The sequence below is a fragment of the Flavobacterium kingsejongi genome (genome assembly GCF_003076475.1).
GTDB lineage: Bacteria > Bacteroidota > Bacteroidia > Flavobacteriales > Flavobacteriaceae > Flavobacterium > Flavobacterium kingsejongi.
Genome location: NZ_CP020919.1, coordinates 3,848,364 through 3,860,886 on the forward strand (window position 1 = coordinate 3,848,364; position 12,523 = coordinate 3,860,886).

Consider the following 12,523-nt stretch of genomic DNA (forward strand, 5'->3'; position numbering starts at 1 on the left):
TTATAGGAACCCGCCTATATTGGGTTTAAGCGGTAATGATAACTATAAAACATCAATTTTAGGATTGTTGCCCAATATTGTCCGGAAGCACTTTCCCGGGATTAAGGATTCCATTAGGATCAAAAAGATCTTTTATCCCTTTCATCAAATGCAGTTGCGTTGTGTTAAAAGCAATATCCATATAATTTTTCTGAACCAGCCCTATCCCATGTTCTCCGGAGAGCGTTCCTTTTAAGCTAACAGTCAACTCAAAAATTTCCCGTATTCCTTTTGGGATCTCCGTAGTCCATTCGGCATCTGTCAGGTCACCTTTAATAATATTGACATGAAGGTTTCCATCGCCCGCATGACCATAACAAACCGATTTAAAGCCATATTTCAGGCCAATCGCTTTTATGCCCTGTAATAATTTTGGAAGCTCATAACGCGGTACCACAGTATCTTCTTCTTTATAGACTGAATTGGATTTCACCGCTTCTGCCGCAGCCCGTCTCAGTTTCCACAATGCATTCTTTTGATCCTCGGTATCGGCAAACAAAATTTCATCTATATCAAATTTTTCAACGACAGCACTTATTTTTTCTGCTTCCGCAAAAAGAACCTCAGGATAATTCCCATCTACTTCAATCAATAAATGCGCTTGTATGTGATCCCCTATTGGCATTGGAGAATCATCTACATAACGCAGGGCCCATTCCAGGGCATCACGCTCCATAAACTCCAGGGCGCTCGGGACAACACCAGCCCTGAAAATTTCAGATACGGCTTCACATGCCGCACTGGCATTATGAAAAGGAACAAGCATTAATATGGTATGGGTATTTTTAGGAAGCAGTTTCATGACAATCTTGGTAATTATGCCCAATGTCCCTTCACTTCCCACCATCAGTTGAGTCAGGTTATAACCTGTTGCATTTTTTAAAGTATTGGCACCTGTCCAGATGATTTCTCCTGTTGGAAGCACCATTTCGAGATTGAGCACATAATCTTTGGTCACCCCATATTTTACAGCACGGGCACCTCCTGCATTTTCAGCTACATTCCCACCAATAAAACAACTCCCGCGACTACTGGGATCGGGTGGATAAAATAAATTTTTATCCAGGACAGCTTCTTGTAGTGTTTGAGTAATTACGCCGGGCTCTACAGTCACCTGGAGATTTTTTTCATCGATTTCGATAATGGTGTTGAAACGTTCCATCGAAAGCCCTATTCCCTGGTGTATGCTCAGGGCACCACCACTTAAACCCGTGCGGGCACCAATAGGGGTAACCGGGATCCGATGGCGGTTTGCTAGTTGTAATATATCAGAAATTTCTTTTGGGTTGGAAGGTTTTACGAGTACAGCTGGAGGAAATGAAAAATCTTCCGTTTCATCACGTCCATAAGCGATTCGCGTGGCCTCGTCTGCAAATACAAATGATTGCCCTACTATGTTCTCAAGGTCGGCAATCACTGCTGCTGTTATATTTACTGTCGTCATGGGTACAAGTATCTAAACCCCGAAGATATCCGAGGAAGCTACAAAAGTACTATTTATTACGGTGAGCCAAAAGACCAAGGTGAATTTATACCCCACGAAATCTAAAAAATAACTCCTGCTGAATCTTAATAGGCAGGATATTTATCACGTCGTGAAATAAAATGATCTACTGAAAATTTTCCACTACCAGTAACTAAAAGAAAAAGGTATACTAACAAATAAAGGCTTGGAAGCTCCCTAACTTCAAATCCGTCCATACCATGAACAACAAAAACAATGACGAACATAGTAATGATTAATGGAAAAACAACAATTCGTGTAGCCAATCCGATAAAAATAAATATCGAACATAAAACTTCGGCAAAAACAGCCAATGTAAGGGAGTTAGTAATTCCGACACCTAAAGGATCGGGGAATTTTACTGGCCCTCCGGATAATAGCATGTTTAATTTTTGCAACCCATGAACCAGCATAAATACGGACACGGTTGCTCTTACAATAAATAAAGCGATATGGTATAGCCCCTTATTGGCACTGGTACTGAATATTCTTTTCATCTTCCTTATTATTAATAGGTTCTAAAAATAAGAAAAAAAAGCCATCTGTAATAGATGGCTTACAAATATTTATTTTTCCTGGATAAATTGAAGATTTGCTATCAATTTTACTTCCTCACTAACGGTAAGTCCGCCACCTTCAATGACAGCATTCCAGTTGAGTCCAAAATCTTTTCGGTTCAGTTTCCCTTTCACTTCAAGACCTACTTTCGTTTGTCCGTAGCCATCAGTAACTATTCCACCGTATTCTGCTTTAAACTCTACAGGTTTTGTTACCCCTTTCATAGTTAAATCCGCCTGAATGATATATTCATCATCATCCGTCTGACGAATTGAAGTCGTTTTAATTATAATTTTCGGTGTATTCTCTACGTCAAAAAATTCGGCGCTTTTCAAATGCCCGTCTCGTTGTTCATTATTAGTATTGATACTTTGTGCATCAATAGTAACTGTTATGCTACCACCCTGAAATGTATCTTCCTCTGTAGCAGCCGTTCCTTCAAATGTTTTGAAATTACCGGTAACTGTTGAAATCACCAGGTGTTTTACTTTAAACTGAACTTCCGAGTGTGCCGGATCAATTGTCCATTTTTTTTGAGCCATAATAGTATTCGTTTAGGGTTAATTAGATTCCTATAAATTTATTAAAACTAAAACAAAGACTATTTCATAAACCGTTAAACTTATGTGAATTGTTAATCGGTATTCGCTATTGCCTCATTACATTATGCCGCTTTCTTATGTTTCAGGTTGGGAAGGAATATCGCAATTACCCCAATTAGGGGAAGATAGGCACACAGGTGGTACACATAGTCAATACTGGTATGATCGGCTAAATTTCCTAATAAAGCAGAACCAAGCCCTCCCATTCCAAAAGCGAAACCAAAAAACAACCCGGATACCATTCCTACATTTTTGGGCAACAATTCCTGTGCATACACTAATATGGCCGAGAAAGCAGAAGCAATAATAATCCCGATGATAACGGATAAAACCCCGGTCCAGAATAAATCAGCATACGGCAGCATCATAGTAAAAGGGGCAGCACCCAAAATGGAGAACCAAATGATGTACTTTCTTCCAAACTTATCGCCAAGCGGCCCACCAATCAATGTTCCTGCAGCAACAGCCCCTAAGAATAAAAATAAGTGGAATTGGGCATCCTGAACTGAAAGGTGGAATTTCTCGATCAGGTAAAACGTAAAGTAACTGGACATACTTGCCATGTAAAAATATTTGGAGAATATCAGTACCAGCAAGATTACCACAGACCAGATAATTTTATTTTTAGATAAATCCGGTAACTCAATGGCTTTCTTGACTTTTTTCAGGGTCAGGTGGCTTTGGTACCAAAAGGCAACTTTACTCAAAATCGCCATCCCGATAACAGATATAATGACAAACCATAAAATATGCGTTTGCCCGTAAGGTACGACTATCAATGCTACCAATAAGGGGCCGATCGCACTTCCGGCATTTCCGCCCAATTGGAAAATGGACTGTGCCAGGCCACGCTTACCCCCTGAGGCCAGATAGGAAACCCGTGAAGATTCAGGATGAAAAATAGACGACCCGATACCCACTAATATTACGGACACCAAAATCATGTGAAAATTAGCAGCAAAAGCCAGCACCACTATTCCGGCAGTAGTAAATAGCATCCCGAAAATCTGTGAGAAAGGCTGTGGCCGCTTATCGGTATAAATACCTACGAAAGGCTGTAAGATCGAAGCAGCTATCTGATAAGCAAAGGTAATCATCCCAATCTGCGTAAAAGAAAGATTGAAACTATCTTTAATGATGGGATAAACTGAGGGGATGACAGACTGTAACATGTCATTCAGCAAATGCGCAAAAGCAATAGAAAATAATATAGGATATACTGTTTTTTCTACAGCATTCTTTTCGATTCCCTCCTGGGACGCTACGGTTGTTTTCATACAATAATAAAAGTTAAAAAATAGCCTGACACCATACAAACACTACGAAAAAGATACTTTTAAAGTCCACATTCAGTATCAGTATAAAGCGCCATCCAAGCATTAAAATGATGGGTATTATGTGACCAAGCCATAATTGGCGCAAAAATACTTACTAATATCTTCCTAAACTTTGTAATTCTACTTTTTAACTTCAATTTTAAAGAAAAAAATAAACTGGAACCAAAAACAATTGTACATTTGTAATATATTTTATTACAGTATGATTTCAGGTAAGTTTGCCATAACATTACATATCCTCACACTCCTCTCAAAATTCCCGGATGATTTTTTATCCTCTGAATATATTGCGGGTAGCATGAACATGAGTGCTGTATTGGTACGAAAAGAAATTGCCAACCTGAAAAAACATGCTGTTGTAGAAAGTAAAGAAGGAAAGAATGGTGGTACCCGTTTATTAAAACCTGCTGCACAAATTACACTGGATGCCATTTTCAAAATGACTTTTGATAAAGTTTCCCTGGGATATTCAAAAAACACACCTAATCCCGATTGTCCTGTAGGGAAACAAATTAACCAAAATCTTGACTATCTTTATGATGATATCAACCAAAAGATCAGTAGTACGCTTCATACAATTACATTGGAAGCGTTTACAAGCAGGTTCTGACCTTTTTTTTGACTTAAACTGTAACATTTTTTATTATATATAAATTTTATCCATATGAAAATAGCTATTATCGGAGCCACAGGATTTGTAGGTTCCACTCTATTACATGAATTTGCGGGCAGAAACCATGAGGTTACTGCCATTGCCCGAAATCCAAAAACATCTGTTGCAGCAAATGTCCATTGGGTACAGGCAGATGTACTCGATACAGCAGCACTTGCTGCCGCCTTAGAAGGTCAGGACGTAGTGGTAAGTGCCTATAATGCAGGCTGGGCCAATCCCAATCTTTATGATGATTTTATCAGCGGCTCAAAAGCCATACAGGCAGCAGTAAAAAAAGCCGGTGTTAAACGTTTTATCGTAATTGGTGGTGGTGGTAGCCTTTTCGTTGCTCCAGGCTTACAAGCTGTAGACACACCCGATTTCCCTGCTGATTATAAAGCCGGTGCCACAGCAGCGCGTGATTACCTGAACTTTATCAAAGAAGAAAAAGAACTGGACTGGGTATTTTTCAGCCCTGCTTTCGAAATGCATGCAGGCATTACTACCGGCAGAACCGGAAACTACCGTTTGGGACTCGAAAATCCTGTATTTGATGAAAACCAAAGAAGCATTTTGTCAGTAGAAGACCTTGCAGTAGTGATCGCTGACGAAGCAGAAAATCAAAAACACCATCAGCAGCGTTTTACCGCAGCCTATTAATTGGGTATGAAAAATTATGCCCTCATCTCCGCACTATCATTTGCTTTTCTTGTATCCTGCCAACAAAAACAGGAACCAAAGGAGGCCAAAGCTGTAACAGCGCTTACAAAACCAATAGTACTGAGCGGAAAAAAAATCCATTATGATTATGGTGACTCCCAGTATGAGGTTACTGTGAAAAATGATACCCTTCTCCGTTGGGAAAGCCTCTCGGGTACTTCCAAAGGAACAACGGGAGAAGAACGCTATTACAGGCAGGACATCGCTCCGGGGATCATTTTCATTTCCTGGATTGAAAAAGATGGCCTCGGAGTAAGCCAGGTGGTAAATTGGAACACCCATGTGGTGAACTCCTATCTGCGCATTAAAAATGAGATTATTCCGATTAGTGGTACCGTAACAGAAGTGCAGTAACACCACAAGATCAATCCATAATAAAACAGTTTCTTTAAGGCCTGCCTTTTTGAAACTGTTTTTGTTTTCATTACTTTTACTTTCAAAATCGTACTTGTGACAAAATCTGCCTCATCCAAATCGGCCTTACAGGAAAAAGAAGGAATTTCAGCTCCTGAAATTGTCAATATTGCCTCTGCAGCGCAACTGAAAAAACTGCGCAGCCGGCCTATTTCCGCCGAAACCTTAACCAAGGGTATCGTAAGCGGTGCAATCCCGGCACTCAGCCAGGCCATTACACTTATAGAAAGTACAAATCCCAACCATCTCGAGAAAGCCAATCAGGTTATTACAGCCTGTCTCCCCTATTCCAATAAATCGGTTCGCATTGGCATCACCGGTGTACCGGGTGTCGGAAAAAGTACCTTTATAGAAGCTTTTGGAAAATACCTGACCGGAATGGGCAAAAAAGTGGCGGTTCTGGCTGTAGATCCGAGCAGTACGATTTCTCATGGCAGTATCCTGGGCGATAAAACCCGTATGGAAGAATTAGTCAAAGATCCGAATGCCTATATCCGACCGTCGGCTTCGGGAGAAACACTCGGAGGTGTGGCCCGAAAAACACGGGAGACCATTATCCTTTGTGAAGCAGCAGGATTTGATACTATTATTATCGAAACGGTGGGTGTCGGCCAAAGCGAAACTGCCGTTCACAGTATGGTTGACTTTTTCCTGCTCCTCAAAATTGCTGGTGCGGGAGATGAATTACAAGGCATCAAACGTGGGATTATGGAGATGGCCGATGCTATTGTGATCAATAAAGCGGATGGTGATAATATTAAAAAGGCACAATATGCCAAAACGGAATTCAACAGGGCACTGCATTTATTTCCTGCCAAAAAATCGGGATGGACACCAACGGTAACCACCTGTAGTTCCATTACCCATGAAGGTATTACTACCGTATGGGATACTATTTCCGCTTTCCTGGAACTCACTGCAGCCAATCACTATTTTGAAGAAAAACGGGCCGGGCAAAATCAATACTGGCTTATGGAAACCATAAACGAGCAACTGAAACAACATTTTTATACCGATACCAATATCATGGCTTCCCTGGAATCCTACAAAAAAGCGGTGCAAAACAATGAAATATCACCATTTGCAGCCGCCAGTGTGTTGTTGGAAAAATACTTTAAATAGTATCGATTTTAGTTCGCTTACTCTTCGTAACGTTCCATTTCCCTGTCATAAAATTCATTGGCAAGGGTAATTAGGTTTTCCATTTCCGCATTCAATTCATTTTCATCCAGATCTTCCGGTTCTTCCAGAATCTCTACTTCATCATCTTTTAAGTTAATGATAAATCGTGGGTAATCCAGGTGGATGATATAGATATCCTCTGGAAAATCTGTGTTGTCTCCTAATAAAAATTTTGGTAATTCCATAGTTTAAAATTTATTTGATACGGTAGCCAATACAGCTATTGTCCGTTGTTATGTATTAATTTTCGGGCCAGGTAATTGAATCGAAGACACAAAAATAGCGCAGCAGTACTCAGCCCTGCTAACAATCCAATCCAGATTCCGGTTGCTTTTAGATCGGTATATTCCCCAAGGTAAAAAGATATTGGAAATCCCACAATCCAGTAGGCGATAAAAGTAATAATGGTGGGGAATTTTACATCCTGCAATCCACGCAATGCCCCAAGCACCACTACCTGGATTCCATCCGAAATTTGAAATAAAGCAGCAACCAACAACAGTTTTGAGGCGATCGCAATAACTTCTGAATTATCAGCCAAATCCGTGATATTCTCCATATTCAGGAACAAGTGTGGCAATTGCTGGTGAAAAAGGACAAACAAGCCGGCAAAAACAATTTCTACTACCAATGCCAAAACAAAAATGGATTTGGCCACTGTCTGCAGGTATTTATAATCTTTTAGCCCTTTTTGGTTCCCTACCCTGATCATCGCTGTTACACTTAGACCCATCGCAATCATAAAAGTCATGGAAGCAAGGCTTAGTGCAATCTGGTTTGCTGCCTGGCTGGTTTTTCCAATAGAACCGGAAAGCCAAACAGCAGCTGTAAATAAAGCTACTTCAAAAAACATTTGCATAGAGGACGGCAATCCTAAAGCTGTAATTTTTTTCAACATTGACTTCTTGATCTGATTGAAGCTAAAATCCTGGAAATACATCGTAAGAGTTTCATTTCGGGACAGGATATAATGCATGTAAGCCACCATCGATAATCTTGAAATCACAGTACCCAATGCAGCACCTAAGATACCCAATTTAGGAAAAATCCAAATCCCATAGATCAGCATATAATTCAGGAAAATATGGATTACATTGGAAAATATAACAGCATACATTGAATATTTGGTCAGGGACAAGCCATCCGCAAATTGTTTATAGCCCTGAAAAACTACCATTGGGATCAATGAAAACGCAACCCAGTTGATAAAAGGGGAAGCCATATTAATTACCTCTTCCGGCTGGTGCATCAGGTACATCAGCGGTTTCGATACAAACACAATCAGAAATAACATGATTCCCAAGGCGAGGCATAAAAACAACCCGTGATGGAATGCTGAACGTACTTCTTCTTTATTGTCCGACGCATCTGCCTGGGCTACAATGGGAGTAATAGCCGTAGAAAAACCAATACCAACTGACATCGCAATAAAAATCAGGCTGTTACCCAAAGATACTGCTGCCAATTCCGTTGTTCCCAGTTTTCCAACCATAATATTATCTACGATAGAAATCATCGTATGACCTAACATACCCAATATAACTGGATAGGCGAGCTGGAAATTCCTCGAAAACTCGTTCTTGTATTGTGCTAAATTCACTACTGCAATTTTTGGCAAATATATAAAGTAAAATCCATTATATCCTGAATTCTTAGGAATGCTTATTCCGATTGTAAAACCATTATTTTCAATTGGAATTGTCTACTCAAAGCGACTTAACAGTCCCTTTGACACCAAAAACAAGTGTTAAAAAATATGGACAAAATTACTGGAATACACAACGGTACACGCCGAAAACTTTAACATCTTAAAAATTTAGAATTTAATTAAGACTTTTAAAAAGATATTCGCGTTAATCTTACATAAACTAAAACTGAACAAGCTATGAAAAACATGTTTAAAACCTCACTATTACTGGTGGCTATTATGGCACTATTCTCGACGAACTCCATGAATGCGCAAAAAACAGCAGCATCTTCTACTTATGAACAAGGATTCCGTTTGGGATTTGGTGTGAATGCCGGAGCACCGACCTCAAATCCGTACGATTTTGCCTTGGGTGGTGACGTAAGGTTGCAATATGACCTTTCTCAAAAAACATCTCTAACCCTGACTACAGGATTTACCAACCTGTTTATTGGCGATGGTGCTAAAGATTTAGGATTTATTCCTGCAAAAGCAGGTTTCAAAGGATTCATCTGGGAAGATCGCTTTTATATCATGGGAGAAGCCGGTGCTGCGTTTGCAGTAACCAATGGCTATAATGAAACTTCTTTTTTATGGGCACCGAGTATCGGATATGCCAATAAATATGTTGATATCAGTATCCGTTATGAAGATTACCAAAAGTTCAACACGGGACAGGTGGCATTACGATTGGCTTACGGGTTCAAACTCTAATCCACGGCCTTGTTAAAAAAAGCAAAGCTCCGATAGCAATCGGAGCTTTTTTTATGACTGGGCAGGATCTATTTTTCTTCTTCCAGCGCCCTTCGGTAGACTGTAATGTTATCCTTGATGGCGTCATCCAATTCCGGATTTTTGATATCGGTATATTTCTCTAACTGCTGGTGAATAATATCGGCAACAATAAAACGGGCGGTTTCTTTATTATCAGCCGGAACGATATACCACGGAGCATAATTGGTACTTGTTTTAGCAATCGCTTCTTCGTAATATTCTTGGTACTCATCCCAATGCTCGCGTTCTTTCAAGTCGTCAGGGGAAAATTTCCAATTGTGTTTTTCCTTTTCAAGCCTACGGATTAATCGCTGCCGCTGCTCTTCTTTGCTCAGGTGCAAAAAGAACTTTAAGATGATCGTACCATTCGCGGTTATATGTTTTTCAAAATTATTGATCTGTTCAAAACGGGATTCCCAAAAGCCTTTATCAATGTCCTCTACTTTGGTAATCGTTGGCAGGTTCTCTTTCAATATATATTCCGGATGTACACGGGTCACCAGTACGTTTTCATAATGGGTCCTGTTGAACACTGCAAATTTCCCTCTTTCCGGAAGCGCAATGTAATGCCGCCAAAGGTAATCGTGTTCCAGTTCTGCTGAATTCGGTGTTTTAAAACTGCTGACCACCATCCCTCGAGGATTAAAATCCTTGAAAACTTCACGGATCAGGCTGTCTTTACCCGCAGTATCCATACCCTGAAGACAAATCAGTACGCTGTATTTATTATACGCATACATTTTCTCCTGGATTTCACTGATTTTACCAGTTACTTTATCCAGTGCTTTTTGCTTTTTCTTTTCGGACGCTTCAATATCAAGGTGTGTAGGAAACTTTTCCAGTCGTATGTTTTTATCCGCCAGAAAATTTTCAATTGTCAGTGTTTTCATAGGGTTAGTTTTGGTACATATTTGTTTTTTACTGCTATATTTATCCTTCAAAAAATAGCACTAACTAAGATACTAAAAAAATGCAGCAGTTTTACCTTGACCTGCTGATCCGGATCATTGGAATCGGATCTGCTTCGGGATTATTCTATAAAGACAATACGGTGTATGTCGTTTCAGACAACAGCGCCTACTTATATGAGTATCACATCTCCGAAAAGACATTGGAAAAATCAATCCTAATTGCTCCCAAATCCGGAGAAGCCCTTGAAAATATCCCTAAGAAACTCAAGCAGGATTTCGAATCCGTATGTGCTTATAAAGGATGCCTCTACGTATTTGGATCGGCCTCTACAGCAAGCAGGCAAAATGCAATAGTCTATGATTTGAAAAGCAAAAAAGTAACCAGCACATACGATCTCGCTCCCCTGCATGCTAAAATGCAACAGGTGGCTGGTATTAAAGCTGCCGACTATAATATCGAAGGAAGCGCCTATGATGGCAAAAACTGGTATTTCCTCCAACGCGGCAATGGCGGAAGCGGGATCAATGGTCTTTTTACCGTAAAAGGTGATCTTTTTTCAGGCCAGTACACGATTCACTTTACTCCCTTTACTCTACCCAAAATCCAAGACGTAGAAGCCAGCTTCACCGATGTTATCCTGGTAGATCAAAAACTTTATTTCCTGGCTACCGTTGAGAATACAAACTCCACCTATAATGACGGGGAGATCCTGGGAAGTTTTGTCGGGAGTATCAATCGGGAGACGATGGTTATTGATTTCACACAAAAGATTACCGATAACCATAAATTTGAAGGTATTTCCCTTTACAAAAAAGATAAAAAAAGTATCGAATTCCTCCTCTGTGAAGATAATGATACCGATGCACTCCAATCCGATATTTATAAACTTAGCATACCCGTTAAATGAATCCAATTTTAAACAAAAACCTTTTCTTAATTAAGGAACATATCGGCATTTTCAAAGCGGCCAACAATTATGACATCTACGATCCCGAAAGCAATGAGATGATCATGCAGACGCGGGAAGATTCACTTGGTTTTTTTACCAAAATGTTCCGTTTTACCGATTACAAACGCATGACACCGTTTCATATTGAAATTAAAAATAAGGCGGGTGAAAAAATAATCAGTGTCAAAAGAGGCATTACCTTTTTTAAATCTGATGTGGAAATTTTGGATGAAAGAGACCGTCCTATCGGCCTTTTCAAACAACAGCTCTTCTCGATTGGTAGCAAGTTTAATATTTTTGATACTCAGAGCCGTAAAATCTGTACCTTACAGGGGAAATGGACCGGTTGGGATTTCAAATTCATGAAAGAAAACACCGAACTGGCGCATGTCAGTAAGAAGTGGGCCGGTATTGGAAAGGAATTTTTCACGTCTGCCGATAATTACATACTGAAAATCAGCGACGACGTTACACCCGAAGATCCGGTACGCCAATTGATCCTTGCAGCCGTAATGTGTATTGACATGATATTAAAAGAATAAACGCCCTAATCCTGAATGATCTGCAAGACGTCCAGGATTTTTTTTGAAATAAATTTGACTGTCGTCCCAACCTTTGCTACAAAATAACACTCTATACCAGAAAGACATCAATTGTGATAGACGAAAAATTAATAATAGCCTGCAAAAAAATGCACCGGGACTCTCAGAGGAAGGTGTATGAGCTTATGGCTCCCAGGTTGTACCGCACCTGCAAGCGGTACCTGAAAAAAGAGGAAGAGATCGAGGAAGCCATGGCCGATACCTTCTATACGATCTTTACCAAAATGGATCAGTTAAAAGAAGTCCTTGCCTTTGAAGCCTGGGCCCGTAAGATCGCGGTGAACCAGTGCCTGCTCAGCCTTAAGAAAAATGTCAATTTCAACATTTACCTCGAGGATATGAAATCCAGCTCCCAACCCGAAAGCGCCACAGAGACCTTTCTGGAAGCCGAAGATTTAATGCTGCTATTAAACCGCATCCCCGAAGGCTGTAAGACCATTTTTAACCTGTTTGCCATTGAAGGCTATTCCCATAAAGAAATTGCAGGTATGATTGGTATTTCCGAAGGAACATCAAAATCACAATTGAATGCCGCCCGAACGAAACTAAAAGAATTGGTGCAACATCTTTATTATCAAAAAGCGAAATAGT

Annotated in this window: 15 protein-coding genes; 8 read left to right on the plus strand and 7 right to left on the minus strand. The window is 40.1% G+C overall.

Annotation, left to right across the window (positions count from 1 at the left end):
* Positions 1-58 precede the first annotated feature (58 nt).
* From FK004_RS17305 to FK004_RS17320, 4 genes are all read right to left on the minus strand, one after another.
* A complete protein-coding gene (locus FK004_RS17305) occupies positions 59-1,483 on the minus strand; it encodes an FAD-binding oxidoreductase (protein ID WP_108738390.1) in 1,425 nt (474 codons plus the stop codon).
* Positions 1,484-1,608: 125 nt separating this feature from the next.
* Complete coding sequence (locus tag FK004_RS17310) at positions 1,609-2,040, minus strand: DoxX family protein (RefSeq protein WP_108738391.1); 432 nt, start codon at positions 2,038-2,040, stop codon at positions 1,609-1,611.
* Between the two features lie 69 nt (positions 2,041-2,109).
* Entirely contained in the window at positions 2,110-2,643 is a 534-nt protein-coding gene (locus FK004_RS17315; RefSeq protein ID WP_108738392.1) for a YceI family protein, read from the minus strand.
* A gap of 122 nt (positions 2,644-2,765) precedes the next feature.
* Positions 2,766-3,980, minus strand: coding sequence for an MFS transporter (locus FK004_RS17320; RefSeq protein WP_108738393.1), 1,215 nt, complete (start codon positions 3,978-3,980; stop codon positions 2,766-2,768).
* 262 nt (positions 3,981-4,242) lie between these two features.
* On the opposite strand from FK004_RS17320, the gene FK004_RS17325 reads away from it, so the two are divergent.
* The 4 genes from FK004_RS17325 to meaB all read left to right on the plus strand — a co-directional run bounded on the left by FK004_RS17325 (position 4,243) and on the right by meaB (position 6,948).
* On the plus strand, positions 4,243-4,650 hold the full coding sequence (locus tag FK004_RS17325; protein WP_108738394.1) for an Rrf2 family transcriptional regulator: 408 nt from the start codon (positions 4,243-4,245) through the stop codon (positions 4,648-4,650).
* A gap of 54 nt (positions 4,651-4,704) precedes the next feature.
* On the plus strand, positions 4,705-5,352 hold the full coding sequence (locus tag FK004_RS17330) for an NAD(P)-dependent oxidoreductase (RefSeq protein WP_108738395.1): 648 nt from the start codon (positions 4,705-4,707) through the stop codon (positions 5,350-5,352).
* Positions 5,353-5,358: 6 nt separating this feature from the next.
* Entirely contained in the window at positions 5,359-5,766 is a 408-nt protein-coding gene (locus FK004_RS17335) for a MoaF-related domain-containing protein (RefSeq protein WP_157956145.1), read from the plus strand.
* A 96-nt stretch (positions 5,767-5,862) separates the two neighbouring features.
* Positions 5,863-6,948 carry a methylmalonyl Co-A mutase-associated GTPase MeaB gene (gene meaB, locus FK004_RS17340; RefSeq protein WP_170108568.1) on the plus strand — a complete coding sequence of 362 codons (1,086 nt, stop codon included), beginning with the start codon at positions 5,863-5,865 and terminating at the stop codon, positions 6,946-6,948.
* A gap of 17 nt (positions 6,949-6,965) precedes the next feature.
* On the opposite strand, the gene FK004_RS17345 is transcribed toward meaB, so the two are convergent.
* Both FK004_RS17345 and FK004_RS17350 read right to left on the minus strand, forming a co-directional pair.
* On the minus strand, positions 6,966-7,193 hold the full coding sequence (locus FK004_RS17345) for a hypothetical protein (protein WP_108738398.1): 228 nt from the start codon (positions 7,191-7,193) through the stop codon (positions 6,966-6,968).
* Positions 7,194-7,228: 35 nt separating this feature from the next.
* Positions 7,229-8,608 (minus strand): MATE family efflux transporter, encoded by a 1,380-nt coding sequence (locus FK004_RS17350; protein ID WP_108738399.1) that lies wholly within the window; start codon positions 8,606-8,608, stop codon positions 7,229-7,231.
* Positions 8,609-8,893: 285 nt separating this feature from the next.
* Between FK004_RS17350 and FK004_RS17355 the strand changes: the two genes are divergently transcribed.
* A complete protein-coding gene (locus FK004_RS17355; RefSeq protein ID WP_108738400.1) occupies positions 8,894-9,409 on the plus strand; it encodes a hypothetical protein in 516 nt (171 codons plus the stop codon).
* Between the two features lie 68 nt (positions 9,410-9,477).
* On the opposite strand, the gene FK004_RS17360 is transcribed toward FK004_RS17355, so the two are convergent.
* The gene (locus FK004_RS17360) at positions 9,478-10,359 is read right to left on the minus strand and encodes a PPK2 family polyphosphate kinase (protein ID WP_108738401.1); all 882 of its coding nucleotides are present in this window, start codon (positions 10,357-10,359) and stop codon (positions 9,478-9,480) included.
* Between the two features lie 80 nt (positions 10,360-10,439).
* Between FK004_RS17360 and FK004_RS17365 the strand changes: the two genes are divergently transcribed.
* The 3 genes from FK004_RS17365 (at position 10,440) to FK004_RS17375 (ending at position 12,522) form a co-directional block, all read left to right on the plus strand.
* Positions 10,440-11,288: a DUF6929 family protein gene (locus tag FK004_RS17365; protein ID WP_108738402.1), complete on the plus strand. Its 849-nt coding sequence runs from the start codon at positions 10,440-10,442 to the stop codon at positions 11,286-11,288.
* Positions 11,285-11,872, plus strand: a complete 588-nt coding sequence (locus FK004_RS17370) for an LURP-one-related family protein (RefSeq protein WP_108738403.1) — start codon at positions 11,285-11,287, stop codon at positions 11,870-11,872. The genes FK004_RS17365 and FK004_RS17370 overlap by 4 nt, the downstream gene beginning before the upstream one ends.
* Before the next feature lie 149 nt (positions 11,873-12,021).
* Positions 12,022-12,522, plus strand: a complete 501-nt coding sequence (locus tag FK004_RS17375; protein WP_108738404.1) for an RNA polymerase sigma factor — start codon at positions 12,022-12,024, stop codon at positions 12,520-12,522.
* Position 12,523 lies beyond the last annotated feature (1 nt).